A 26,926-nucleotide genomic window follows, 5' to 3' on the forward strand; every position below is an offset into this window, starting at 1 on the left:
TAGAAGGTTGTTAAATCAGTAAGTTGAAAAAAGTAACAAAAACCAATTTAATTAATATGATCATATTTTAATTTGAGGAGAAAACTAAGTATGTGGACATTTCTTAAATTTTTTCAGACACCAGTAGGCTATTTAATTGGAATGGCTATTCTTGTCATATTGCAATACGTGTATGAATGGATAAGAGACGAGCGCTAAAATATTGTTTGGTTTATTGGCAATTAATATACTTTAGAAAGCTGCAAAACACTATAACTTATAGGAGATAAAAATGGAAGGTTTAGCATATGTTATTCTATTTATAGGAGCTTTTATATATTACTATTGTAAAAATAACCGTAAAAAATAATACGATTTTTAAAAGTTACTGAGGGGGCATAATATGGATGCAATTATTGATTTCTTTACTAACCCTATATGGATTACATTTATAACAATTTTATATTTTTCTATGGAGTTTATAGAAAATAAGCGAAAAAAATAGCGCTTTTTTATTGGTAAAGTAATAACAATTATGTCAGTTTTAAAAGCTTAATAGATTGAAAGGACTAAAAACATATGGATGAAATAAATAAAATAGCAATTGAAGTAGGTGCAGAAGATATGATTAATCGACCTTCTTTGGTAAAAGCGCAAGAACTTTTTCACGATAAAACTTTCACTATGCCTTTAATTGCTAAGTATACAGGTATTTCAATTAGTCGCTTGAAAAATCTATCCAGTGGTAGAACTCCTTTAGATCAATTACCTGAAGCTAATTTATTAAAACTAGCAAAATTTAGTGATACTTGCGAAATTTTTAGAAAACTAGCTGAAAAAATAGTATAAAACTTTTATATATGTAGAAAATTTGAAGTTAAAGAATAAAAAGATTATCAAACTATAGGTTATATAAGGAGTAACTATTGAAGTATTTCGCTATTTTACACAAAAATAAAAATAATCAATTTGAAGTAAGTTTTCCTGACTTGGCACCTGCAGCTGCAACTTTTGGAGATACATTAGAAGAAGCCATTGAAAGTGCTCATGATTCTTTGACTGGTTATTTGTTAACGGCTGAAGACTATAATGAAGTAGTAACAGCTCCAACAAATAACCCATCTATTTTTAAAATTCAAGGTTCTGATATCATTGTACCTGTTGAAGTAAATTTAGAATTTGAACGTATTAAAGAACAAAATAATTAGAATAATTTGTATATTTTTGTATATTATAGCAGTGCAATATCTATTGACTATAGATATTTAAAAAAGGTAATATAAAAAGGGGGTAAGCCTTAAGCCTAGCCCCTGAAAATCTATTACTTAGTCATTTTATAAATTATTAACAGTTGTGTAATTATAATTAGTAATTTAATAACAATGTCTAAGCAGTCTTTTATAACGGCTAAAACGGCTATTCTATAGCCGTTTTTATTTTTGCGCTTTTTGTTTTAAAAGATTGTTAAATCCATAATTTAACCAACTCCACTCTTTTTTAGAGCGGAGTTATTTTTTTCTCTCAACTTAATACAAATACCAAAAAACTTTGAAAATAATGCTAATTGGTCTATACATGAATATTGACTAATTAATAAAAAAATAGCAATATATAAGTGTAGTTAGAAAGCGGTTACATAGTAAAAAGAAAGATATTTCTTTTAGAGGATTTTTATGGACCAAAGAAAAAATGCAAACGTATTATGGTTTGATGAATTAAAGCGTGAAGATGTTGATTTAGTCGGGGGAAAATCATCTTCACTTGGTGAATTAACTTCAGGAACTAATGTACCAGTTCCTTATGGCTTTGCAACTACAGCTGCAGCATATCGCTATTTCATGAAAGTAACTGGATTAAATGAAAAAATTAATGCACTACTTAAAACTTTGAAGAATGTTGATGACTCAGATGAACTACATAAGATTTGTAGTCAAATTAGAAAATTAATTGTTGCTGCTAAGATGCCTGCCGATTTAGCTAAAGAAATTGGTGACAATTATGATAAGCTGGCAATGAAAATGAAGGTAAATGAACCATTCGTTGCTGTTCGTTCTAGCGCAACAGCTGAAGATTTACCTGATGCATCTTTTGCTGGACAACAAGATACATATTTGAATGTTCATGGACGTGATAATGTTATTCAAAAGGTTAAGGAATGTTACGCTTCAACCTTTACTGATCGGGCAACATATTACCGTGTAAAGCAGGGCTTCCCACATGAAAAAGTTGCTTTATCAGCAGCTGTTCAAATGATGGCCTTTTCTAAGGCTAGTGGTGTAATGTTTACAGTTAATGTTGCTACTGGCGATTATACTAAGGTTATGATTGAAGGCTCATGGGGTCTAGGTGAATACATCGTTCAAGGTACTGTAACGCCAGATAACTTTGTGGTAGATAAAGCAAGCGGTAAGATTAGCGATAAGACGATTAATAATAAGAATGTGGAACTTATCCGTTTACCTGATGGTGGGGTTGAAGATCGTAAAGTTCCAGAAGATATTGCCACTAAACCTTGCTTAAGTGATGAACAAGTTGAACAATTAGCAAGTTATGCTAAAGAGATTGAAAAGCACTATGGCTGTTACATGGATATGGAATGGTCATTAGATGAAAATGATAAGTTATGGCTAGTTCAAGCTCGTCCAGAAACTGTCTGGTCTCAAAGAAAAAAGGCCGGAAAAATGTCTAAGGATACTAGTGATGAAAAATTGACTACTGATCATAAAGTTTTGGTTAGTGGTTTACCAGCAAGTCCTGGTATTAAACATGGTATCGTCCACGTAATTGAAAATCCTGAAGATATTGATAAGTTTAAGGATGGCGAAGTATTAGTTACTTTGATGACGTCTCCTGACTGGGTACCTGCAATGAAGAAGGCTAGCGCTATCGTTACAAATAATGGTGGGATGACTTGTCACGCAGCAATTGTTTCTCGTGAAATGCAAATTCCATGTATTGTTGGTACTGCAAGTCGTGGTGCCAAGGCAACCGCTGTTTTGAAAGATGGGCAAGAAGTCACTGTTGATGCTAAAAATGGGGTTGTTTACCAGGGCGTTGTTGCTGATATGGTTAAAAAGCCAGAAAAGCAGGTTTCAGCTCCTGCAGCTGAATACTTTGCCCCAACTGCTACTGGCGTTATGATGAATTTAGGTGATCCTGATTTAGTCGACCGCTACAAAGATTTACCTTGTGATGGAATTGGCTTGATGAGAGAAGAATTCCTATGGACTACTTATATTCACCAACACCCATTATATTTGATTGAAACAGGCCATCCTGAACGAGTTGTAAATGAATTGGCAAATGGTATTAGTAAAGTTGCTCGTGCGATGAATCCAAGACCAGTAGTTCTACGTTTTAGCGATTTTAAGAGTGGTGAATACCGCAACTTAAAAGGTGGCGATAAATTTGAACCACATGAAAGTGCTGATTTGTTAGGCTGGCGTGGAGCATCCAGATATTATGATCCTAAGTATATTGAAGCCTTTAAGTTAGAGTTAGAAGCAGTCAAAAAGGTAAGAAATGAATATGGTTTGACCAATTTGAATGTAATGATTCCGTTTGTCAGAACTGTTGATGAATTGAAGAAAGTTACTGAAATTATGGCTGAAGCTGGCTTGAGGCGGAGTAATGACTTCAAGGTTTATATGATGGCTGAAATTCCTTCTAATATTATTTTGGCTGATCAATTTAACCAATATATCGATGGATACTCAATTGGTTCTAATGACTTAACGATGCTTTTACTTGGTTGTGATCGGAATAATGATACTGTATCAAGCTTATTTGATGAAAGAAACTTAGCAATTAAGAGAGCAATTCGTCACTTAATTAAGACAGCACATAAGGATGGAAAGACTGTTTCAATTTGTGGTCAAGCTCCATCAGAATATCCAGAATTTACTGAGTTTTTGGTAAAGAGTGGTATTGATTACGTTTCAGTAAATCCAGATATGGTTAAAGCTACTAAGCGTAATGTAGCTCGCTATGAACAAAGAATTATTCTTGACCATGCGACTGGATTAGGTAGAGCTGACACTGAGGATTATGACTGGTAATAATTAAATAGACAAAAAGGCGACCTGAATGGGTCGCTTTTTTTATGATAATATTATATGAATAAGAATTAATGGGATGGTGCTTTGATGATTAAAGAGATAGTTAAAGATGAAATGCTTTTAAAAAGAAAGTCTTTGCCAGCGACTAAGGCGGATTTACCGATTGGACAAGATTTAAGAGATACTTTACAAGCTAATAAAGAACGCTGTGTTGGTATGGCAGCTAACATGATTGGATATTCGAAAAGAGTAATTATTGTTAATATTGGCTTCCTTAATGTAGTAATGTTTAATTCGGTAATACTTGAACGTAAGGATCCATATCAAGTTAGTGAAGGTTGTTTATCATTATCTGGAAGTCGCAATACCCTTAGATTTAAAGAAGTGAAAGTTGCTTTTTTAGATGAAAAATGGGAAAATCAAGAGTTGACTTTGACAGGTTTTGCGGCAGAAATTTGTCAACATGAAATGGACCATCTAGAAGGAATATTAATTTAGCATTTTATAATTATTCGGGGTAGAATTATTGATAAAATGCTTTGGAGGTTAAAATGAAAAAGTTGAAAGAGAAATACTTCAGGGAATTATTACCGTATTCTCTGATTTTCTTGGTAATAATTGCAACTCTATATGTCCAAATTGCTGTGCATTCAACCAATATGGGTGCTGATAATTATTTCCATTTTGCGAGATTTTATGACATAAAAGCGCAACTAATGACGGGAAAGTTTAATTGGTTCCAGACTAACTTTACTTTCGAGCAAACTGGAAAAGTCATCAATGCGCTGTATGGTCCTTTATTTGCTTATCTCAATGGTATGTTGTTACTTGTAGCTAAGACTTGGTATCAATATGAAGTTATTACCAATATTTTGCTAAATTTCATTGCTGCTATTGGGATGTATAAACTTGCTCAAAAAGTTAAAGCACCAAAAAATGTATCTGTAATACTAGCTTTATTGTACATAAATACTGGTATGATTCCTTCCTGGATTGAAGGGATGAATTTCTCTGCTTGGGGTGGAGTTTTTATTCCTTATTTATTGATCCAGGTAGTAAATCTATTAGAGGATAAAGAAAAGCCAATTCACGTTGTTGGATTGATGACATGCATTAGTTTAATTGCTAATACTCATTTACTTTCAACATTATTGATAGTATTGGTTTTAGCACCAGTAGTATTAATTTCATTTATTAAAACTCAAGATAAAAAGTCTTTTATCATCGATTTACTTAAGGTGGCAGTTGGAACCATAATTTTAACTGCTAGCGTTTGGGGTGGATTATTAGTAATTTATTCTCAAAATACTATAGCGACTCCATATTCAGTTAACATGGGAATGTTTACAATTCATTTATCGCATTTCCAAGCCTTTAGACAGTTTATTTTTCCAAGTGCACTTCTACTTTTTACAGGTCAGTTTATTTATGCTGTATTACATTGTAAAAAGCAATTTAATAATTTTGTAGTTACTTTTATAGGATATTGCTTTTTATTAATTGGCTCTAAATGGTTCCTTGACTGGAATTGGATTCAAATGAAATTACCAATTATTTCTGGAATTTTCCAATTTCCTTTCCGTCTAACATCAGTAGCATATCCTTTAATTTTATTGGGATTGGCATATACCTTTGCGACAAATGCAAAGCAAAAGAAATCATATAAAGAATGGAATTATGCAGTAATATTTTCAATTTTTGTTATGGTTCAAGCCTGTTTTTCAACATATAAAGTTGTTCTTGATACAGCTCAAGGACAAAATGGTGAGAATTCAATTTCCTTAGTTACACAAATGAGATATAGTCCAGACTATGTAAAAAAATGGACACAATCACAAACTGGAATATTTGATTTATATGAAAATGCTCAACCTGATTATTTGCCACTAAATAAGAAGATGCCATCACGAGTTGTTGTTGAAAAATATAGAGCAATTCTTGCTGTGAGAAAGAAGTATCAGCATATCGTAAATAGAGATGGTAGTTTGACGTTACGCTGGAGAGCTAAGAAGCAAAAAAAGGTAACTTTACCACTAGTGATGTACAAGCAATCTAGATTGATTGTAAATGGAAAAAAGAAAAACAAGATTAATCAAAATGATATTGGAGCACCAATTATAGTCCAGAAAAAGGGCGAAAATACGGTTAATTTGAAATTCATGGTCCCACTTTGGTTTAATATTCTTTTGGCAATAAATATTTTGGGATGGATAGTATTAATTGGATATTATGCAAGGAAGAAGTATTTAATAGCCAAGAAATAATAAAAAGCTGGAAATAATGTCTTTATAGCATTACTTCCAGCTTTTTTATTTCATATCGTATTGTGATTTTCCTGAAACCTTACCATCAGTAAAAGTAATATTAAAGTTTGCACCAACGCTCCCTTTAATGCCTGAAGTATAATCCCATACTTCAGATTTGTAATTTGCTAAGTCAGTAATAGTGTAACCATTAGGTTCTCCAAATTTCTTTTTTATATCTTCTTGAGATTGTCCATCGGAGATTGCTTCAAAATCGCTTAAGGCTATTTTCTTAGAGCGGTTAACTTTTAAGCCACTGATACTTTTAACTACAGCATGGTCGTTGTCGAAATTAACTGTGATATTTGATGCAAAGCTGCCATTATTTACACTATCCCAAGTTAATAATTCAGTTTTGACATTTTCAACAGTAGAAGAACTAGTTGATGATTCCTTTTTACCAAATAATTTTCTGATAGCAGCTTTACTGTCACCATTTGATGATGATAAGTTAATTTTATTAAAGTTAGCCAAAGAAACTTTATTACTGCTATTTGAACTGCTTGATGAAGAATTAGTAGTTGATGAGTTATTGGAATTTGAATTTCCTTTACCAATTGTAGAGCTGGCGCCACCTACTAAAACAATTATTACTATCCAAAACCAAATTCTTTTATAAATTGGCTTTTTATTATCTTTTTCTTTCTTCATAAAAAGACCTCCTAATATTTAAAATCAACTATTTTGACTATAGCAAGGAGTCTTATAGGCAACAAGCAACTTATAGTTGCAGCCACGTAACTTATAAGTGCATTTTTGATATTATTTCCTGGGCAATAAAAAAGCCCTAACAAATGTTAGAGCTAATATGCCTCAAACAGGAGTCGAACCTGCACTCTGTTGCCAGAACAGCGACCTGAACGCTGCGCGTCTGCCTATTCCGCCATTGAGGCATTCAATTACGTTATTTATCATACCAAATTTTTGCTAAAATGTAAGTAGTTATAAAAGTTATGAGGCAAATTATGATAGAAATTTCTGATAAGGTAGTTAAATCAATAATTGTCGAAAGACCAAGTGATTCATATAAAGGAATGTTTGGCCGAGTCTTGTTAATTGGTGGGAGTTTGAATTTTGGTGGGGCAATCATTATGGCAACAGAAGCTGCAGTTAATTCTGGTGCAGGTTTGACTAGTGTAGCTACTAATATAAATAATTTGAGTTCGCTACATAGTCGAATTCCAGAAGCGATGTTTATAGATTGGCAAGAATCCAATTTAGTAAAAGTAATCAAAAATTCAAATATAATTGCGATTGGGCCAGGGCTTGGACTTGATGAGCACGCGCAAAGTTTATTGCAACTAGTAAAACGCACTGTAAAAAATACTCAAACAGTTATCTTAGATGCAAGTGCATTAGATTTGCTAGCGCAAGATCATACATTAATGCCCACTAATGCGGAAACGATTATCATGACTCCACATCAAAAAGAATGGGAACGAGTTAGTCAGATAAAAATACCATTTCAAGAAGACAAAGATAATTTTTCAGTTTTGAAATCACTATTTCCAGATAATAATGGTATTTTAGTTTTAAAATCTAACCATACCAAAATTTACGATTGTTTTGGAAATATTTATCAAAACCCTCTAGGTAACCCTGGAATGGCAACTGGAGGGATGGGAGATACATTAACTGGAATATTGGCTGGTTTTTGTGGGCAATTTTCTGCTAAGATAGAAACGATTGCAAGTGCTGTTTATTTGCATTCTTTAGCAGGGGATGAGCTATACAAGGAGCATTATGTGGTTTTGCCAACCCAACTTAGTGCAAAAATCCCCCAACTTATGAAGAAATTTTCATTAGAATAAGAGGTAAAAAAGTGAAACGATTCTTTAAAACTATTATTTGCTTGTTGAGCTTTTTATTAATTAGTTCCTTAGCTTTAACTGGTGGGACTGTCTTTGCAAGCACTAGTATTAACAATGTAAATGCAAATGAGGCTAAATTAAATGTTAAGGCTGCAATTACCATTGATCAAAAAACGGGTGAAGTTTTATATGCCAAAAATGCGGCGAAAGCGTTACCGATTGCATCAATGTCTAAATTAATTACAATTTATTTGACTTTACAAGCTATTAAAAATGGAAAGCTTAGTTGGAATCAAAAGCTGACTCCTACTAAGAACATAGTAAAATTAAGTAATAATTCGGATTATTCCAATGTTCCTTTACAAGAGAAACATCAATATACTGTTAAACAATTATATGAAGCATCTTTAATTGAGTCAGCTAATGGTGCGGTGATGATGTTAGCACAAGCCGTTTACGGAAGTCAGGAAAACGCGGTAAATCAAATGAGAACACTTCTAAAAAAATGGCAGATTAATGGTGCTCAGATTTATACCACTTGTGGTTTAAAAAATGGTGAAGTAGGTTCAGATGCTTATCCTGGTGCTGGTAAAAATGTTGAAAATGAAGTCCCAGCAGTTGGCGTTGCTAAAATAGTTGATCATTTATTGACAGATTATCCTGAAGTACTTTCAACTTCTAAATTAGCTGAACTTGATTTTAAAGACGGTTCAACTGTAACAAAAATGAAGAATTGGAACTGGATGCTTAAGGGATTGTCACAGTATGATAGTGAGTATCCTTTGGATGGGCTTAAGACTGGTACTAGTGAAAAGGCAGGAGCTTGCTTTGCTGGTACTTTAAAATACAAGGGTCGCAGATTGATTACAATTGTTATGGGGGCTAAGCATGTAGACGGCACTGATCCAAGCCGTTTTGTTCAAACTAAAAAGATGCTTGACTATGTATATAGCAATTACCAATTATATATTTATAAAAAAGGCACCCAATTAGCAAATCTTAAGGGGGTCAAAGTTGCTGATGGTAATCAAAAGATATCTAATTTAGTTGTTAAAAAGGATTCCGGAATTTGGCAAAAGACAAGTTCTACTGGTAAATTAACCTTCTCTAAGTCAGAAATTGAAGCACCAATTAAGAAGGGACAACTAGCAGGATATTATCTATTTACCAATAATCCAAGTATTTATTCAAGTAAAGGTACTAAGTTAGCCGCTACAGTTCGCGAAAATATTGACCAAGCTAATATCTTTGTTAGAATTTGGCATCTTTTCTTTAAGTAAAAAACTAGCTAAAAAAATAAAAGCCTGTTATAATGGCTCATGAACAAAATCAAAAGTAGTAGCCATGAAAGCTTTAAGCGAGTTTGTGTTGGTGGGAGACAGATAGTGGAAGTGGTGAAGGCGTGTTTGATTATCATTAATGTTAATAAACAAAGCGGATGTTATCATCAATTAGAGTGGTACCGCGGGTTAATACTCGTCTCTTTCTAGTTTTACTAGAAAGAGACTTTTTTATTTGTGAGGTGTAAATATGGACTTTAAACAAAAAGTAGTCGAATTAATTTCTTCTCAAGTTGAATTACCTAAGGAAAAAATCAATAGTTTGATTGAACGCCCTAAAAATCCAGAAATGGGGGACTATGCTTTTCCAGCATTTATTCTTGCTAAGACTTTGCACAAGAATCCAGCAGAAATCGCAAAAGATATAGTAGCTAATTTAGCTGATGATAATTTTGAAAAGATTCAAGCTGTGGGTCCTTATGTTAACTTTTCTATTAAGAAGTCTGCTTTAATTTCACAGACTTTAGAAGAAGTTTTAGTTAAGAAAAATAATTATGGTAACCAAAACCTCGGTAGTGGTAATGTGGCCATTGATATGTCTAGTCCTAACATTGCTAAGCCAATGTCAATGGGTCACCTTCGTTCAACTGTAATTGGTAATTCTATTGCTAAAATTTTAACTAAAGTGGGATATACTCCTATAAAAATTAACCACCTAGGCGATTATGGAACTCAGTTTGGTAAATTGATCACTGCATATAAGTTATGGGGCAATGAAGAAGATGTAAAGAAAGATCCAATTAATAGTTTGTTCCATTACTATGTAAAGTTCCACGAAGTTGCAGAAGAAAAGCCTGAACTTGAAGATGAAGGACGTGCATGGTTTAAGAAGCTTGAAGGTGGAGATCCTGAAGCAGTTAAACTTTGGAATTGGTTCAGAAAGGTTTCTTTACAAGAATTTAACCGGATTTATAAGAAGTTGAATGTAGAATTTGATTCATACCATGGTGAAGCTTTTTATAATGACAAGATGGATGTTATTGTTGATGAATTGCGTCAAAAAGACCTTCTTGTTGAATCACGTGGTGCTCAAGTTGTAGATTTAGGCCCAGATAAGAATCCAGCAATGATTTTGAAATCTGATGGAACAAGTATTTATACTACCCGTGATTTAACTGCAGCAGAATATCGTAAAAAGCATTATGACTTTGTACAAGCACTTTATGTTGTGGGAAATGAACAATCTGCTTATTTTGAACAACTTAAAGAAGTCTTGAAGAAGATGGGACACAATTGGGCAGATGACATTCACCATATTCCATTTGGGTTAATTACACAAGGTGGTAAGAAACTTTCGACTCGTAAAGGGAATGTTGTATTTTTAGACAAGGTGTTGGAAGATGCTGTTGAACTTGCTATGAAGCAAATTGAAACTAAGAATCCAGGCTTACCAAATAAAGAACAAGTGGCTAACGAAGTAGGGATTGGTGCCGTTGTATTCCACGATTTAAAGAATGATCGATTAGACGCCTTCGACTTCAATCTAGAAGAAGTTGTTCGTTTCGAAGGAGAAACAGGTCCATATGTCCAATATACTAATGCTCGTGCTCAAAGTATTTTGAGAAAGGCTAACCAAATTGTCACAATTGATGAACTTGATTTAAGTGATGAATGGGCATTTGCAGTAGCTAAAGATTTAGCAGACTTCCCAGCTGTTTTAGCAAAAGCAAGTGAAAAATATGAACCATCAATTATTGCTAAGTTTGCTTTAAAGCTTGCTAAGCACTTTAACAAATATTACGCAAATGTACGTATTCTTGATGAAGATGATCAATTAGCAGCACGTTTAGCCTTAGTTAAGGCAACTTCAATTGTTTTAACTGAAAGTTTGCATTTATTAGGTGTTGCTGCTCCAAAAGAAATGTAATAAAAGGGGAATCTCCCCTTGTTAAAATTATCACTTATGAGTTAAAATAATTAGTGTAAATTTCTAGGAGGTATATCAATGGCTTATTTTGACAATGGTAATGAAATTTTTAAAGAAGCTCGTAAGCACCACTACGCAGTTGGTGCCTACAACACTAACAACTTGGAATGGACTCGTGCAGAATTACGTGCTGCCGAAGAAACTAGAACTCCATTATTAATCCAAGTTTCTACTGGTGCTGCTAAGTACATGGGTGGCTATAAGTTTGTTAAGGACATGGTTGCTGACCAAATGGACGCAATGAACATCTCAGTTCCAGTTATTTTGAACTTGGACCACGGTGACTTTGAATCAGCTAAGGAATGTATTAAGCTTGGTTACTCATCAGTTATGTTTGATGGTCACGCACTTCCAACTGAAGAAAACTTAGCTAAGACTAAGGAAATTATCAAGTTAGCACACGAACGTGGTATTTCTGTTGAAGCTGAAATTGGTAAGATTGGTGAAAACCAAGGCGGTGGTGAATTAGCATCAGTTGAAGACGCTAAGGCATTCGTTGCTGCAGGTGTTGACAAGCTTGCTTGTGGTATTGGTAACATTCACGGTGTTTACCCAGCAGACTGGAAGGGCCTTAACTTCGATCGTTTAAAGGAAATCGCTGAAGCAGTTCCTGAAACTCCACTTGTACTTCACGGTGGTTCAGGTATTCCTCAAGATCAAATCAAGAAGGCTATCCAACTTGGTATTGCTAAGATTAACATCAACACTGAATTCCAATTAGCATTCCAAGAAGCTACTCGTGAATACATCATGGCTGAAAAGGACCTTGATAAGGATCACAAGGGTTACGACCCACGTAAGCTTTTATTACCAGGTACTGAAGCTATTACTGATAAGATGAAGGAAATGATTTCTTGGATGGGTACCAAGACTATTGATGATGAACTTAAGGATGCATCATTTGACCGTTCTTCATTAAACGAAGAATAATCTTATTATTACCTTATTTAAAAAGACTATCCGTTTGGATAGTCTTTTTTGTTTGGTAAAGTAACTGTTAATTTTTCAAAAGTAAAAGGTTTGATCAATGTCATCTCATATGCGATTAAAGCTAAAGGCTCTCCATTAAAATTAGGATTATATAGCGGATCGCCAATAATTGGTAGATTAATACTTGCTAGATGAACTCTAATTTGATGTGTTCTACCTGTTTCTAGTGTTAGCTTCAATACCATAGTATTTTTACTTAAGTCACGTCCAATTACTTCATAATGAGTAACTGCTTTTAGCCCATTATCAGCTATAATCCGTTTTCGTTGATCAGTTGGATCTTGGGCAATTGGTGAACTAATTGTACCTTTTTGGGCAATATCTTTTAGTTTAACAGTCGCATAATAATTTCTTTGCATTGTCTTAGTGGTTAACTGGCGATTTAAAATTGGAACAACAGCAGGATTTTTAGCAAATAGCAATAAACCATTGGTAAGCATATCTAAACGATGAATGATATAAGGGGTATAACCTAAGTAAGTTGTTACATCGTTCATTGCAGTATTAGTTTCGAATAAATTAGGATGTGTTTTTTGTTTGCTAGGTTTATTAATTACAAGTATATTTTTGTCTTCATAAATAATTTGGGGCAAATGACCACTTGGCAGTATTGGGTGTTGCTGATTTTCAACATGAGTAAGAGAAATTGAATAGAGATCATTAGGATATACTAGTTCATTAAAGTTACGATATTGTCCGTTAATCAAAATATTTTTCTCAATACGTAAAAAATGACGCCATTTTCTGGGAATTAAAAGCTTTCTAAGCATGTCATTAACTGAAATCGGCGATTTATCTGGATATTTATTGATAAAATTATAAGTTGGCATAATATTTATAAAAAATCTTCAGCTTTCTGGTTTAATTTGGCGAATGTGCTAAAATCAAACTGATTACCTAAAAGGAGAATGTAGATGAGGGAATACTCACGAAATAAAAAGGCAAATCCGGTTTGGCTTTTTATCAAGAACATTAATCATCGCTTTCAAGTGATTAGATGGTTAGTTTTAGCACTTTTAACCGTGATTTTAATCACATCATCTTATTATACAATTAAGGTTAAAACTTCCAATATAGCAAATTTAAAGGCTTCTTTAGCAACAACTACGCAGATATATGATGCTAGCGGACAAAAAGCGGGGAATCTGTATTCACAAAAAGGTACTTTTGTTGAGTTAGACAAAATATCGCCTTATATGCAAGAAGCAGTTATTTCAACTGAAGATCGGACATTTTATACAAATCCTGGCTTTAGTATTAAAGGAATGGCACGGGCCTTTGTAAGTTTGCTTATTCACCACGGTAATATTGCTGGTGGGGGATCGACTTTAACACAACAATTAGCTAAAAATGCTATCTTGACACAGCAACAAACTTTTTCTCGGAAACTTGAAGAACTATTTTTTGCAATAGAGATTAATCACGTATATTCCAAAAAAGATATTTTGACGATGTATCTTAATAATGCCTACTTTGGTAATGGTGTTTGGGGTGTACAAGATGCATCACATAAATATTTTGGAAAAGATGCTAGTGATTTAACAGTAGGTGAAGCTGCCACTTTAGCAGGGATGTTGAGAAATCCGTCATATTACAACCCGATTGATCATATGACTAATGCTTTATCACGAAGAAATGTAGTTCTGGGCTTAATGGTCCAAAATAAAAAATTATCAGCTTCTTCTTGTAAAATTGCTCAATCAGAGAGCTTAAGTCTTAAAGATAATTATACTCAGGATGATGGCTATAAATATCCATATTTCTTTGATGCAGTAGTAGATGAGGCAATTAGTAAATATGGCTTAACTGAAGAAGATGTTATGAATAAGGGGCTTAAGATTTATACTACTTTGAATACTGATTATCAGTCTGCCATGCAAGACTCATTTGACTCTTCAGCTAATTTCCCAGCTTCTGCTAGTGATGGTACCAAGGTGCAAGGAGCTAGCGTAGCTGTTGATCCTAAATCTGGAGCTGTAAGAGCAATCGTTGGTGGTCGTGGGGAACACGTTTTTAGAGGATACAATCGTGCAACTCAAATGAAAAGACAGCCAGGATCTTCAATAAAACCATTAGCTGTGTATACACCAGCTTTGCAAAATGGATATCACTATGACTCTGAATTATCTGATAAATTGCAAACATTTGGCTCTAATAAATATGAGCCACATAATGTTGATAATCAATATTCAAATTCAATTCCAATGTATCAAGCTATTGCGCAAAGTAAAAATGTAGCAGCGGTTTGGCTTTTAGATAAAATAGGAGTTGCCAAAGGTGTTCAGGCCATGCAAAATTTTGGCATTAAAGTAGCTAAAAGAGATCAGAATTTAGCCTTAGCTTTGGGAGGATTATCAACTGGAGTTTCACCTCTTCAAATGGCCAAGGCGTATAGTGCTTTTGCTAATAATGGAAATCTCCCTAATAATGCTTACTTTATTACTAAAATTGAAGATGCAAGTGGTAATGTTATTGCTCAAAATTCTAATACAGGTAGTCATAGAATTATGAGTCAAAGTGTTGCAAAAGAAATGACATCGATGCTATTAGGCGTCTTTACTAGTGGAACTGCCCAATCAGCTCAACCATCTGGTTATCAAGTGGCAGGTAAGACTGGTTCAACAGAAGTGTCATGGGCTTATGGAACTAAAGATCAATGGATTGTTGGATATACACCAGATGTTGTAGTTGCAACATGGGTTGGTTTTGATAAAACAGACCAAAACCATTATATGCAAGGAATTTCAGAAACTGGTATAACCAGATTATATAAGGCTGAAATGGAGGGCATTTTACCGTATACTAAGGGTACAGCCTTTAGTGAAAAGCCTGCTCAAAGTATGGCTAATTCGACTGGCTCTGATTCAGATTGGTTGTCTCAGGCTGGACAAAATTTACAAAATGGCTTGAATCAAGCAGGCAAGAATATTCAAGCATGGTACAATAATATAAAAGGCCTATTTGGTAAATAAGGAGAGAAGTATGATTAACATTTATGATACAGCTAATAAGCTAGCATCTGAATTTCAAGAAACAGATCAATTTGCAACTTTGAAGAAAGCAATTGCAGGTGTAAAGGAAAATGAAACTAGTCTAGCTCTTTACCGTGAAATGGAAGAATTTCAAAAGGGAATTTTGCAAAAGCAACAAAATGGTCAAGAAATGACTGATGATGAAAAAGCAAAATATCAAGAACTAGATCAAAAGATTCAAAATGATCCACATGTTAAGCAAGTAATTATGGCTGAACAAGGTATTTATATGTTACTTGATGATATTCAAAAAACAATTGCTAAGCCGATTACTGATCTTTATGAAGATATTAGCATTCATTCTGGTAAATAAAAATGAAGTTTATTCACTTAGCAGATGCGCATTTAGATAGTCCATTTCGTGGGCTATCTTTTTTGCCTTATAAGACCTATGAAGAAATAAAAAATGCGGCTGAAAAATCTTTTCAGAGAATTTGTGATATAGCATTAAAGCAAGAGGTTGATTTAGTATTAATAGCTGGAGATACTTTTGATTCGAATAAGCCTAGTCCTAAGAGTCAGTTGTTTTTTGCTAACCAAATAAAAAGATTGACTGATGCTAAAATCGAAGTAGTTATGATTTTTGGTAACCATGATTATATGGATTTGAATAGTTTATTTGTTAATTCAAGCCCATATTTTCACTTGCTGGGAAATGAACAAAAAATAGAAAAATTATCTTTAAAAACTAAACAAGGCTTTGAATATAATGTGGTAGGATTTTCATATAAAAATAACCATATAACTGAAAATATGGTTAATAATTTTCCTACTAAAGATAGTACTTATACAATCGGTATGATGCACGCAGGCATTAAAACTACTGAACAAAGCCAAAACATTTATGCACCTTTTGAAATGGCTGAATTAAGAAATTTAAATTATGATTATTTTGCTTTAGGTCATATTCATGTTAGAGAAATTTTATCTCAAAAGCCTTTGATTGTTTATCCAGGTAATATTCAAGGGCGCCATATTAATGAATTAGGGGCAAAGGGATGCTATCTTGGAGTAGTTGATGAAGAAAGAAAAGAAACTAAGATTTCTTTTGAAAAAACGGCCCCAATTCTTTGGCAGAAGCTAGACCTCACATTATCAAAGCAGGTCTCAAAGACAGAGCTACAAAATTGGCTTATAAGTGAATTGAACAAGGCTAATACAGAATTAACATTCTTTTATGTTGTAATTAATGAAGCTCAATATTTAAGTGAAGCGGAAGTTGAATTAATTACAGACAGTGATTTTTGGAATAATTTAAGTCAAAATTTAGCATATTCAAGTCAGGTAGTAGATTTACGCTTAAAAAGTAATTTACAAATAAAATTAGGTGCAAAGGAACAAAAGGCATTTTCCGAAGCAAAACTAGAAAGTACAAGTAAGTCTAATTTTGTAAAATTAGCCCAAGAACTAATCAAAAAGGATCAATATTTAGCTGATTTATGTCAAAATGATGATTTTCAGCAAGAAACTGTTGAAAGAGCATTAGTGATTCTAGCTCAAAGCATGAAGGGAATTGATGATGAAACTAACGAAAATTAAGATTATACATTTTGGTAAGTTATCTAATCTTACTTTTTCCCTCCCAAGTAAAGAGATTGACGTCTTTTTTGGTGAAAATGAAGCCGGAAAAAGTACCACGGTTGCGTTTATTAAGCAAATATTATTTGGATTTTATTTGAGAAGTAATAAAGCTCCCTTTTTTGAAGAATATGAACCATTAGCAGCCGTTAGTCCAATGGGTGGAAGCTTATTTTTTGAATTAGGTGGCAGTGAATTTGAGTTAGAGAGATTATGGACTAAGGGTGATAAGAGTAAAAAAGGCACCTTAACTGTAAAAAAAGATGGTCATATTGTACCTGAGAGCTTATTTTTTGATAATATTCAAAATATTGATGGTAGTTTTTATGCTGACAGTTTTATCTTTAATCAAGATACACTAGCTCAAATAATGAAATTGACTGAAAATGACTTAGTTGAGCAAATTTATTATTTAGGTGCTGCAAAGTCAACCGAGTTTTTAAGTCTGCGAGATAAATTTGATAAAGAAGCAGGAACTCTTTTTAAAAAATTAGGGAAAAAGCCTGAAGTTAATCAATTGCTTAATAAGAGGACTGATGAATTAGCTGATTTAAGTCAAAAGCAAGTAGAATTTTCAGACTATAAAGTTTTAGAAGATGACTTAAATAAGCAACGCACCGAATATCTTAAAGTTCAAAGTGAATATAAAGAAAACAATGAAAAGCTTATTGCAGCAAAAGATTTAGAGCAAAAACTGGCTTCATATAAAAAATATCAAGCTCTGAAAAAAGAGTTTAAGGAAGTTAACTTTTCTGAAAAAGATTTTGATTTATGTCAAAGTTTAGTAGTTGAAAGAAAAAATTTATTAGCTAGTTTGGAAGAAAGTAACTCTCAATTAAAGAGTTTACAAGAAAGTGATTTTGATCAAAAACAAGCTGAAAAACTATTATTAGAGCGAAGCTCGTTTGTTGAATGGAAAAATCAACTTGAAAATAAAAAATATGAGCTTGATAAGAAAAAGAAGCAACGTGAACAGCTAGTTGCTTTGTATCCTTTCTTAAAAAAATTAGAACAGCTTGATGCTAATGAGTTGCAGCGTGCAACTCAAAAAATTAGCTCAAAAGGCAATTCGAATAAATCTCAATTTATGCCTTGGATAATTGGTTTAGTAGTTATGGGTGCTTTTTCTTGGATGATATCCCCCATCTTAACTCTTTTATTATTTATACTTGTAGGATATTTAGGAATTAAAGAAGCAAAAAGAAAAGCAAGTATTAGAGAAGATAAGGCAAATTTAGCCAGTTTTGTTAATAAATATGGCTTTGACCCAAATAAGCAGAACTTTAACTTAGTAATTGAAAAATTAAATCAACTGAAAGAAATTGAACTTGATATTAATAACTTTAGAAGTGATATAGAAAATTTACAGTCCAAGTTACAAAATTATACTGTGAATTTAGGTAGGTACTTACAACAGTCGCTTTCTTTAGAAGATGTAAATGAAGCCTTAAATAACTTAGAACTTACTTTAAGACAACAAAACGTACTTGTAGCTAATAAGGCTAGTTTAATTGCGAATATCGAAAGTTTAAAAAATAAACTTGAAGTAATTAATAATCAAATTAATGACTTCTTCTTAAATGCAAAAGTTAAAACTTGGGATGAATACTTAAAGTTGCGAGAAGCTTACTTTATTAACCAAGAACAAGAAAATCGTTTAAATGCTTTGTCTGAAAACTTTAAGGAGGATCAAGAAAAACTCCATGAAATTTTACTTGATGAAAATAAATGGCAACAAGAGATTGCAGATTTAAAAAAGCAAAATCATCAGTTAGAAGTTGATTTAACCAAGTTAAATCAAAATACTGCAGAAATTAAGGTTAAGATGGAAAATTTCGCAAATTCTGATGAGATTGAACGACAAAAACAAGAAATTGAAACAACTAATACTCAGCTGAATACTGCAACTAGCAAGTATTTGGCCTATGTTTTGGCTAGTCAAATTATTACTAGAGCACTTGATATTGCTTCTGGTGAAAGACTTCCAAAGATGTTAGTTGCTAGTCAAGAATATTTCACTTTGCTGACTAATGGTAATTATCAGGCAATTAACTTTGGAAAAACTATTAAGGTTACAGACCGCAATAGTAAAAAGATAGAAATTAAGTATTTATCTAGAGCAACGAAAGAGCAGTTATACTTTGCCTTAAAATTGTCCTTTGCGAAGCAAATCCAAGATGAAATTAATTTACCGATTTTAATTGATGATTCTTTTGTTAATTTTGATCATGGTCGAACAGAAAATATTATGAAATTGCTAGAGCAATTATCACAAGAAAATCAAATTATTATTTTTACAGCAAGAAAAGCCTTAGCTGATGCTTTAACTAAACATGTATTAACTTTTGAAAGGTAGGGGTGAATAATGTTAAAAAACTTAATGGACTATAATTTAGGTGAAGAATTTGATCAAGTATTATTAATCAAGCAAGCTCAATTATTCCATACTAAAAAAGGAACAACATATTTGATGTTTGAACTAGCAGATAAATCTGGAAGTATGCGGGCCAACTTGTGGGATGCTAATGAAGATGATTTAGCCAAGTATCCAACAGGAAATTTAGTGGCAGTTAATGGGGTAATTGATGAATACCAAAATCGGCCTCAAATTAAAATCTTCTCGATTAGACCTGTAACTGAATCAGATGGTTATGACTTATCAAGTTTTGTAAAGAAAGCACCAGAAGCTTCGGCAAGTATGAAAGAAGAAATTAATGATTATGTGTTTAAAATTCTAAATCCAACTTGGAACCGAATAGTTCGCTATCTTTTAGAAAAATGGAGTAATAAATTTTATACCTATCCCGCTGCTAAAACTAATCATCATGCTACTCAAGCTGGCTTAGCATATCATACACTTTCAATGCTGAGGGATGCAGATGCAATTAGTAAAAATTACCCTCAAGTAAATCAATCGTTACTTTTTGCAGGATGTATTCTACATGATTTAGGTAAAGTTATTGAATTTACTGGCCCAGTTGCTACTAGGTATACTATGACTGGAAATTTATTAGGGCATTTAGTAATTGGTGATGAAGAGATTGTCTTAGCTGCAAATGAATTAAAAATTGACATAGAGAATGAAGATGTAGTTCTTTTACGTCATATGGTTATTTCACATCATGGTTTACCTGAATATGGTGCAGCTAAAAGACCAGCTTTACTTGAAGCGGAATTATTACATAGAATTGATGATTTAGATGCAAGTATTTATGAAATTACTAAGGCATTACAAGAAACAAAACCAGGGGAATTTTCTAGTCCAATTTTTGCACAAGATGGACGTAAATTTTATCGACCTAAAAATAGCGAGTTAGGTAAGATTGATAAGTTAAATTAGAGTAAACAAAAACCACTTCATTTGAAGTGGTTTTTCTTATTAATATACTTGTTAACTAGTTAGAACTAGTTGCTGAATTAGTTGTAGCTGTAGTTGACATGTATGATGATAGAACGTTGCTTAAGTCCTTATCTTTAATTGAAATATCAGACTTCTTCAAAACAGTTCTGATAACACTTTGCATAGTAGTGGTGTCTTGTTCCATTGATTGGTAAATTTGTTCATCAATTTCCTTCTTGTGGTCACTAAACTTACCTTTTGAAGGGTGCTTAATCATCTTGATGATTTCATATCCAGATTGAGTCTTAACTGGAGTAGTAGTGTATTCACCATTCTTAAGCTTGAAAGCAGCAGTCTTGAAGTCTGAATCTAAAGTAGTATCAGTTGAGTCAAATGCAGTAAGCTTGCCACCCTTATTTTTAGTAGCTGAATCAATTGAATACTTCTTTGCTAAAGTTGCAAAGCTAGTACCACTCTTCAATTGCTTAATAACATCTTCAGCAGTTGATTTCTTTGATACTAAGATATGTTGAACTGTAACTTTTGGTTGGTAACTCTTCCAAGCCTTTTGTTCTTGCTTAGAAGTAATCTTCTTAATATCCTTTAAAGCAGCAACAGTTAACAAGTTAGTTTCAATGTTTTTCTTAAAACTTGAAGTTGTGTAACCATTTTGCTCCAATGCGGATTCAAATGAAGAACCATATTGCTTCTTGTAAGCATTGTATTCTTTATCTACTTGCTTTTGAGTAACTTTTTTACCATATTGTTGCTTTAAAGCACGGTAAATAATCATGTTAGCAAGGGTACTTTTACCTGCTTGTGATGATTTTAATTCTTTATAATATTCATCTTGGGTAATTTTACCACCCTTGTAGCTAACTAAAGTTGCACTACTTGAACAAGCAGTAGCAGACAAAGCAATACCTGCAACAGCGACAATAGCTGCAGCTTTTTTCCAATATTTATTCATAGAAATAAATCTCCACATCCTTATAAACATTACTGCCTTATAATATAGCATACTTTAGTGAATCTTGTTTCAAAATTATTCAAATTCACAAAAAAGTCATAGTTTCTTAAACACTACTTTAGCTAAATTTTATGCCTATAATTAGTAATTCTTAAAATAAAACCAGCTACTATAAAAGTAACTGGCTTAACGTTCTAGTTTCTTTCTTTTAAATCAGCATTCAAAGAAATTATTTTTGCATTTAAATCAGAAATTTTGTCTTTTAAGTCATCTGTTTTTTCGTTCATAATATTTTGAAATTTTTCAGTCTTAGATTGTAATGATGAAAGAGTTTCAGTAGCAATAGGAGCTTTTTGGTTAAAGTTATTTAAACTATCTTGAAAGGTAGCCAAATTATCTGAAAAAGTAGCACTGTCATTTATACTACCATCAATATAATCTTTAACATCATCTTTTAAACATCTATCTTTATCGTCTGTTGGTAAAAATGCAGCAGCTATACCTACACCTGCACCTAAAATAAAACCTAAACTAAATGATTTAAACATATAATATCCTTCTTTCTGTGATTATAATTGTTAAAATTCTTTGCGAATTTCACTAGCAATTTCTTCATATTTTTCAGGAGTATATTGATCAGCATTATTTCTAGTGGCCATTTTAAAACCATCGCCTTTATAGCGGGGAATGAAGTGAATATGCGAGTGCATTACAACCTGATCGGCACTAGCTCCATTATTAGCCGCAATATTCATTCCGCTAATCTTAGGATTGAATTTTTTGATGGCATTCGCAATCATTGGGATATACTGCAAATATTTAGCCGCATCTTCTTGACTATAGTCAAATAAATTAACAATATGTTTCTTGGGTACCATGAGAGTATGTCCGGGATTTACCTGAGAAATATCAAGAAATGCATAAACATCATCATTTTCGAAAATCTTGTAACTTGGAATTTCTCCTTTTATAATTTTACAGAATAAACAATTGTCATCTAAATGGCTCATTGTTGCACTCGCTCCTTTAATCTTTAGTTTCTTTCATTGTTCATGTTATCATAATTACGATTGTAGTTAATAAGGAAAAAGATTATGACATTAAAAATTAAAAATTTAAGTGGAGGCTACCATGGCGTAGCCGTAATTAAAAATTTAAATTTAGAAATAAAGCCTGGCGAAGCCGTAGGCTTAATTGGCTTAAATGGTGCAGGAAAATCTACCACTATTAAGCATATTTTAGGGTTGTTGAGGCCTCAAAAAGGTTTAATTAGCTTAAACGGACTTGAATTAACAAAAAATCCCGATAAGTTTAAACAGCAATTAGCATATATTCCAGAAGTTCCGGTTTTATATCCTGAACTCACATTAAAAGAACATATTGATTTAACTATCTTGGCTTATGAACTTAATTCAGATAAAGCTTGGAAAAAAGCAGATGAGCTTTTGAAGATTTTCCGACTTGATAATAAATTGGATTGGTTGCCAATTCATTTCTCTAAAGGGATGAAGCAAAAAGTTATGTTGGTTTGCGCCTTTATAACTGATGCAGAACTTTTAGTTATTGATGAACCTTTTACTGGGCTTGATCCACTATCGGCAGTTAGTTTGACTAAGTTAATTAATGAAGCAACTCAAGATGGGAAAATGGTCTTAATGACTAGTCATGTTTTAAGTGAAGTACAAACAACAATTTCTAAGTTTGCCGTTTTAAATAATGGATGTATCGAAGTTAGTGGCTCATTAGATGAAATTAAGCGTTATTATGGCTTATCAAGTTCTGATTCTTTTGACAAGATTTATGAAATTCTTTCAAGAGAGCAGGTGCAAAATGGATAATTTAGCTAAAAGGCGTCTTGCAGAAAATACTAAAAGAAATCTTCGTTATTTACGTTTGGTATTTAATGACTTTTTTGTTTTGGCCTTAATTTTCTTATTTGGTGGTTTTATGTATTGGTATGCTCAGAGTTTGCCAAAGATTCCTAATAATCTTTGGTTTTACAAACCAATACTTGCAATGGCTTTTACTGTTGGCCTAATTCCAGGTGAGTTAGTTACACTGATTAAAAAAGCAGATTTACAATTTTTATTTGTAAAAGATTCTGAGATGACTGTATATTTACAAAATTTGAAAAAATATAGTTTAGTCTTGCCATATATCATATTGACACTATTAATTGGGATTGCTTTCCCTTTTGCAGGAATAAAATTAGGTATGCAATTTTGGGAATACCTAATTATTGCTGTTTTACTTTATTTGTTAAAAGCAATATATTTGCAACTAGAATATTTATCCTTGTCTTTTCAATATCATTACTCTAAAGTTTTATTTTATTTGATTGCTTTTTTAGGTATTTATGCTAGTTTATTAGATTTTGCGGCTTCAGTAGCATTGCTAATTGCCCTTATTGGTTTTACTATTTATATTTTTAGCCAAAAGCTTGAAAGTTTTGACTGGACAAAAGCATATGAGAAAGAACGTATAAGGCAAAACAGAGTTTTTATTTTCTATAGTATGTTTACAGATGTTTCTGAGAAGGCAATTGTAATTAAGCGAAGAAAGTATTTGGATTTTTGGCTTAATTTTCAAAAAGCAAAGAATGCTAATCAGTTTTTGTTACAAAGAAACTTACTTCGAAATCCTGACTATATTTCATTACTTGTTAGAATGACTATATTTGCTATCTTACTATCATTTATGGTAACGGATATGAATATGGTGTTAATATTATCAGCTTTAGTAGTCTTTTTAACAGCATATCAATTATTGCCAATAAAAAGACTATATCAGCGCCATATTATGTATCATGTTATGCCAATAAAAAGAGATAATATTCGAGAAGTAAAATCAGTAGTTACTTGGGCTTTACTTCTTCAGGTTATAATGATTGTAATCTTTTGGATAGTAATTTTTAAAATATCAGTATTGTTAAATGCAGCTATTTTGCTTATTTTTATGCTGTTAATAGCTAATATATATTTACCGCTTAAATTAAAAAAGAAAAATTAGGAGAACTGAATATGAGATTAAGAAATAAACCATGGGCTGTTAAGTTAGTTGATGAACATCCTGAAAGTGTTTTACAAGATCCTAATCCAGAAGTTAAGATTGATTGGGAAAATCGTTTTGCAGATTTTTCACGTCCATTAGAAGTGGAAATTGGATCTGGAAAGGGACAATTTATAACTACATTAGCTCAGCAACATCCTGATAGAAATTATGTAGCAATTGAGTTACAAACTACAGCTGCAGGAATTATTTTGCGGACAAAATTAGAAAAGAAGTTGGATAATTTGCAAATTCTTCGAGGGGATGCGATTAGTATTGCTAGCTTCTTTGCTGAAAATAGTGTTGATGTATTATATTTAAACTTTAGTGATCCATGGCCTAAAACACGTCACGAAAAGCGTAGATTAACATATAAGGACTTTTTGAAAAATTATCAGACAATTTTAAAGCCAACAGGTCATTTGGAGTTTAAGACTGATAATAGTGGTTTATTTAGTTATAGCTTAATGAGTTTGAATAACTTCGGGATGGTGTTTGATTTTGTTAGTGTAGATCTACATCATGAAAATGAAGAAATTGTTACCAAAAATGTGGAAACAGAATATGAACATAAATTTGCTTCGAAGGGAAATCCTATTTATGCATTACATGCTCATTTTAAATAATTTACTTTTATGAATTTTTGATATATCATACTTATAAAAAGTAAGCACGAGGAGGTACACTATGAAAAAAATAGATGCACTAACTAAAGAAAAATTAATTGAATTAACTAAAAATGGCCGAACTGTTTTAGAGTTTTCTGCTGATTGGTGCCCAGATTGTCGCTTCTTAGACCCATTTATGCCAGAAATTGAAAAGGATTTTGCTGATAGTGAGTTTTACCAGATTAATAGGGATAACTCTATTGAAGTAGCTAAAGATTTGGCAATTTTAGGAATTCCTAGCTTTGTTGTCTACCAAGATGGCCAAGAAATTGGTAGACTAGTTAATAAGGATCGCAAAACTAAAGATGAAGTCGAGAGTTTTTTGCGTTCACTTGATTAACAGAAGTGAGGATTATCAATGATTGCAAGTACAAATAAACATGCATATCCAAATACTTTAATTGTTATTTTGGGTCAAGATAAGGGTAGAAGTCACTACGAAGAAAAAGATCAAGTTACAAGAGTTTTAGACGAAGATAACAATGTTATCGGTTTTAACTTTTTTGATGTTGATCAATATCTAAATTATGATGCATTAGCTAATGGTGAAGTCGAATTAACTGCTGAGGATCTTACTAAGCTTAACCAAATTCTTAAAGATAACGGCTTTGCTGATCAATTAGTTCCTTCAAAGCCAACTTTAGTGTACGGTTATGTAAAAACATGTGAAGCACATCCTGATTCTGATCACTTGCATGTAACAACAGTTGATGTGGGTTCAGAAAGTGATGTAAAGATTGTTTGTGGTGCTCCAAATATTGAAGCAGGCCAGAAAGTTGTTGTTGCATTGCCTGGAACATTAATGCCTAATGGTGCCCAGATTTGGCCAGGCGAATTACGTGGTGTACCATCATATGGTATGATTTGTTCAGCGCGTGAATTAGGTTTACCTCATGCCCCACAAAAAAGAGGAATTATGGTAGTCCCTGATAGTTTTAAAGTTGGACAAAAATTTGAACCAACAAAATGTGATGAGTTATTAGCTAGTGGTGCTATTACATTATAAAAATAGAAAAAAGCGAAGAAACTGTTATTATATGCAGCTTTTTCGCTTTTTTTATTTTTTTTGAATAAAAAGCTTGACAAAATTTATAAATCTGATAAATTACATTCTTATTAATTTTAAATTTTATTTTTTGAAATTTAAAATTAAATGTCTAGCATGAAGTGATTTTTTGATATGTGGAGGGTGGATGAATCTAAAACATCTAGAAGAAGTTTTGTACAAAAATTTAAGTACAGAAAGAATAAAGAATTTTCAAGTAAAAACTTTATGTGAGGTAGCAAAAGTCTCACGAGGTAGCTTTTATTATCATTTTAAAGGAATTGAAGATTTTTACGAGGCAATTTTTATAAAAGATTTGAACAGGATTTTGCTTTCAAATCGATATGATAATTTTTCCAGTCGAATGCTACAATTACTAAAAGCTTTAAAAGATGACCAAACTTTTTATATTAATTTGGTTCATTTGGGCAATACAAAGGCTTTTGGTAAAAATGTGGAAAAAGCTTTGTTTGAAATTTTAAGATATTATGCACGAAGTCGAGGATGCTATTCAGAACCAACACTGATTAGAATATCGAAAGCAATGTATCATACGATCTACTATTGGATAATGCATGATTGCGAAGATCAGATCCACCAAATTCATACTTGTCTTTTTTTACAATTTCAAGAATTAGATCGACAAAAAGAATTGCATGATATTATTGGAATATAAGAATAAAGAAAGAGGACACAGATTCTGTGTCCTTTTTTCTTAAAAAGTATTGCCAAAAGCCAAAAAATAGTGTAAATTAATTAAGTCATCGCGATTATTGTGATCGGATACAGATTCTTTTGAAAAAAGCAAAAAACACTTGCCAAAAAGAAAATAATCCT

At 32.6% G+C, this 26,926-nt stretch carries 25 protein-coding genes and 1 tRNA gene; 20 read left to right on the plus strand and 6 right to left on the minus strand.

Annotated features, from left to right (window positions below; all coding sequences use genetic code 11):
• The first annotated feature begins 558 nt into the window (after nucleotides 1-558).
• From FC45_RS05670 to FC45_RS05690, 5 genes are all read left to right on the plus strand, one after another.
• On the plus strand, nucleotides 559-828 hold the full coding sequence (locus tag FC45_RS05670) for a hypothetical protein (RefSeq protein ID WP_006585736.1): 270 nt from the start codon (nucleotides 559-561) through the stop codon (nucleotides 826-828).
• A 77-nt stretch (nucleotides 829-905) separates the two neighbouring features.
• On the plus strand, nucleotides 906-1,187 hold the full coding sequence (locus FC45_RS05675) for a type II toxin-antitoxin system HicB family antitoxin (RefSeq protein ID WP_006585737.1): 282 nt from the start codon (nucleotides 906-908) through the stop codon (nucleotides 1,185-1,187).
• A 465-nt stretch (nucleotides 1,188-1,652) separates the two neighbouring features.
• Nucleotides 1,653-4,037 (plus strand): phosphoenolpyruvate synthase, encoded by a 2,385-nt coding sequence (ppsA, locus tag FC45_RS05680; protein WP_006585738.1) that lies wholly within the window; start codon nucleotides 1,653-1,655, stop codon nucleotides 4,035-4,037.
• A gap of 87 nt (nucleotides 4,038-4,124) precedes the next feature.
• Nucleotides 4,125-4,535 carry a peptide deformylase gene (locus FC45_RS05685; protein WP_057706453.1) on the plus strand — a complete coding sequence of 137 codons (411 nt, stop codon included), beginning with the start codon at nucleotides 4,125-4,127 and terminating at the stop codon, nucleotides 4,533-4,535.
• A gap of 53 nt (nucleotides 4,536-4,588) precedes the next feature.
• Entirely contained in the window at nucleotides 4,589-6,301 is a 1,713-nt protein-coding gene (locus tag FC45_RS05690; protein WP_006585740.1) for a glycosyltransferase family protein, read from the plus strand.
• A 45-nt stretch (nucleotides 6,302-6,346) separates the two neighbouring features.
• On the opposite strand, the gene FC45_RS05695 is transcribed toward FC45_RS05690, so the two are convergent.
• Both FC45_RS05695 and FC45_RS05700 read right to left on the minus strand, forming a co-directional pair.
• Nucleotides 6,347-6,991: a DUF3862 domain-containing protein gene (locus FC45_RS05695; RefSeq protein ID WP_006588051.1), complete on the minus strand. Its 645-nt coding sequence runs from the start codon at nucleotides 6,989-6,991 to the stop codon at nucleotides 6,347-6,349.
• A gap of 158 nt (nucleotides 6,992-7,149) precedes the next feature.
• A tRNA-Leu gene (locus tag FC45_RS05700) sits at nucleotides 7,150-7,233 on the minus strand.
• 72 nt (nucleotides 7,234-7,305) lie between these two features.
• Here FC45_RS05700 and FC45_RS05705 point away from each other — a divergent pair.
• The 4 genes from FC45_RS05705 to FC45_RS05720 all read left to right on the plus strand — a co-directional run bounded on the left by FC45_RS05705 (nucleotide 7,306) and on the right by FC45_RS05720 (nucleotide 12,348).
• Nucleotides 7,306-8,151, plus strand: coding sequence for an NAD(P)H-hydrate dehydratase (locus tag FC45_RS05705; RefSeq protein WP_006588050.1), 846 nt, complete (start codon nucleotides 7,306-7,308; stop codon nucleotides 8,149-8,151).
• Nucleotides 8,152-8,162: 11 nt separating this feature from the next.
• Nucleotides 8,163-9,431 (plus strand): serine hydrolase, encoded by a 1,269-nt coding sequence (locus tag FC45_RS05710; RefSeq protein WP_006585743.1) that lies wholly within the window; start codon nucleotides 8,163-8,165, stop codon nucleotides 9,429-9,431.
• A gap of 250 nt (nucleotides 9,432-9,681) precedes the next feature.
• Nucleotides 9,682-11,358, plus strand: a complete 1,677-nt coding sequence (argS, locus tag FC45_RS05715) for an arginine--tRNA ligase (protein WP_006585744.1) — start codon at nucleotides 9,682-9,684, stop codon at nucleotides 11,356-11,358.
• Between the two features lie 78 nt (nucleotides 11,359-11,436).
• Nucleotides 11,437-12,348 carry a class II fructose-bisphosphate aldolase gene (locus FC45_RS05720; RefSeq protein WP_006585745.1) on the plus strand — a complete coding sequence of 304 codons (912 nt, stop codon included), beginning with the start codon at nucleotides 11,437-11,439 and terminating at the stop codon, nucleotides 12,346-12,348.
• 26 nt (nucleotides 12,349-12,374) lie between these two features.
• Here the strand turns inward: FC45_RS05720 and FC45_RS05725 are convergent, their stop codons facing one another.
• Nucleotides 12,375-13,238, minus strand: coding sequence for an RluA family pseudouridine synthase (locus FC45_RS05725; protein ID WP_006588049.1), 864 nt, complete (start codon nucleotides 13,236-13,238; stop codon nucleotides 12,375-12,377).
• 84 nt (nucleotides 13,239-13,322) lie between these two features.
• Here FC45_RS05725 and FC45_RS05730 point away from each other — a divergent pair, with 84 nt between their 5' ends.
• Genes FC45_RS05730 through FC45_RS05750 form a run of 5 tightly spaced genes read left to right on the plus strand, consistent with a single transcriptional unit; the run spans nucleotide 13,323 to nucleotide 20,358 of the window.
• Nucleotides 13,323-15,380: a PBP1A family penicillin-binding protein gene (locus FC45_RS05730; protein WP_006585746.1), complete on the plus strand. Its 2,058-nt coding sequence runs from the start codon at nucleotides 13,323-13,325 to the stop codon at nucleotides 15,378-15,380.
• 10 nt (nucleotides 15,381-15,390) lie between these two features.
• On the plus strand, nucleotides 15,391-15,753 hold the full coding sequence (locus FC45_RS05735; RefSeq protein ID WP_006585747.1) for a YlbF family regulator: 363 nt from the start codon (nucleotides 15,391-15,393) through the stop codon (nucleotides 15,751-15,753).
• Nucleotides 15,754-15,755: 2 nt separating this feature from the next.
• Entirely contained in the window at nucleotides 15,756-16,979 is a 1,224-nt protein-coding gene (locus FC45_RS05740; RefSeq protein WP_006588048.1) for a metallophosphoesterase family protein, read from the plus strand.
• A complete protein-coding gene (locus tag FC45_RS05745; protein ID WP_180753781.1) occupies nucleotides 16,957-19,374 on the plus strand; it encodes an AAA family ATPase in 2,418 nt (805 codons plus the stop codon). Before FC45_RS05740 ends, FC45_RS05745 begins: the two co-directional genes overlap by 23 nt.
• Before the next feature lie 9 nt (nucleotides 19,375-19,383).
• Nucleotides 19,384-20,358: a 3'-5' exoribonuclease YhaM family protein gene (locus tag FC45_RS05750; protein ID WP_006585750.1), complete on the plus strand. Its 975-nt coding sequence runs from the start codon at nucleotides 19,384-19,386 to the stop codon at nucleotides 20,356-20,358.
• A 55-nt stretch (nucleotides 20,359-20,413) separates the two neighbouring features.
• Here FC45_RS05750 and FC45_RS05755 read toward each other — a convergent pair whose 3' ends face one another.
• From FC45_RS05755 to FC45_RS05765, 3 genes are all read right to left on the minus strand, one after another.
• Nucleotides 20,414-21,328, minus strand: coding sequence for a peptidylprolyl isomerase PrsA (locus tag FC45_RS05755; protein ID WP_006585751.1), 915 nt, complete (start codon nucleotides 21,326-21,328; stop codon nucleotides 20,414-20,416).
• 194 nt (nucleotides 21,329-21,522) lie between these two features.
• A complete protein-coding gene (locus tag FC45_RS05760) occupies nucleotides 21,523-21,876 on the minus strand; it encodes a YtxH domain-containing protein (protein ID WP_006585752.1) in 354 nt (117 codons plus the stop codon).
• 30 nt (nucleotides 21,877-21,906) lie between these two features.
• Nucleotides 21,907-22,338 (minus strand): HIT family protein, encoded by a 432-nt coding sequence (locus FC45_RS05765; RefSeq protein ID WP_006585753.1) that lies wholly within the window; start codon nucleotides 22,336-22,338, stop codon nucleotides 21,907-21,909.
• Between the two features lie 84 nt (nucleotides 22,339-22,422).
• Between FC45_RS05765 and FC45_RS05770 the strand changes: the two genes are divergently transcribed.
• The 6 genes from FC45_RS05770 to FC45_RS05795 all read left to right on the plus strand — a co-directional run bounded on the left by FC45_RS05770 (nucleotide 22,423) and on the right by FC45_RS05795 (nucleotide 26,765).
• Nucleotides 22,423-23,166 (plus strand): ABC transporter ATP-binding protein, encoded by a 744-nt coding sequence (locus FC45_RS05770; protein WP_006585754.1) that lies wholly within the window; start codon nucleotides 22,423-22,425, stop codon nucleotides 23,164-23,166.
• The gene (locus tag FC45_RS05775; RefSeq protein WP_006588046.1) at nucleotides 23,159-24,337 is read left to right on the plus strand and encodes an ABC transporter permease; all 1,179 of its coding nucleotides are present in this window, start codon (nucleotides 23,159-23,161) and stop codon (nucleotides 24,335-24,337) included. Before FC45_RS05770 ends, FC45_RS05775 begins: the two co-directional genes overlap by 8 nt.
• An 11-nt stretch (nucleotides 24,338-24,348) precedes the next feature.
• Complete coding sequence (gene trmB, locus FC45_RS05780) at nucleotides 24,349-25,002, plus strand: tRNA (guanosine(46)-N7)-methyltransferase TrmB (protein WP_006585756.1); 654 nt, start codon at nucleotides 24,349-24,351, stop codon at nucleotides 25,000-25,002.
• 61 nt (nucleotides 25,003-25,063) lie between these two features.
• Nucleotides 25,064-25,384, plus strand: a complete 321-nt coding sequence (locus FC45_RS05785; protein WP_006585757.1) for a thioredoxin family protein — start codon at nucleotides 25,064-25,066, stop codon at nucleotides 25,382-25,384.
• Between the two features lie 18 nt (nucleotides 25,385-25,402).
• The gene (ytpR, locus tag FC45_RS05790; protein ID WP_057706454.1) at nucleotides 25,403-26,050 is read left to right on the plus strand and encodes a YtpR family tRNA-binding protein; all 648 of its coding nucleotides are present in this window, start codon (nucleotides 25,403-25,405) and stop codon (nucleotides 26,048-26,050) included.
• A gap of 187 nt (nucleotides 26,051-26,237) precedes the next feature.
• Nucleotides 26,238-26,765, plus strand: coding sequence for a TetR/AcrR family transcriptional regulator (locus tag FC45_RS05795; protein ID WP_006585758.1), 528 nt, complete (start codon nucleotides 26,238-26,240; stop codon nucleotides 26,763-26,765).
• Nucleotides 26,766-26,926: the final 161 nt, after the last annotated feature.

The sequence above is a fragment of the Lactobacillus jensenii DSM 20557 genome (genome assembly GCF_001436455.1).
GTDB classification, from domain to species: Bacteria; Bacillota; Bacilli; order Lactobacillales; family Lactobacillaceae; genus Lactobacillus; species Lactobacillus jensenii.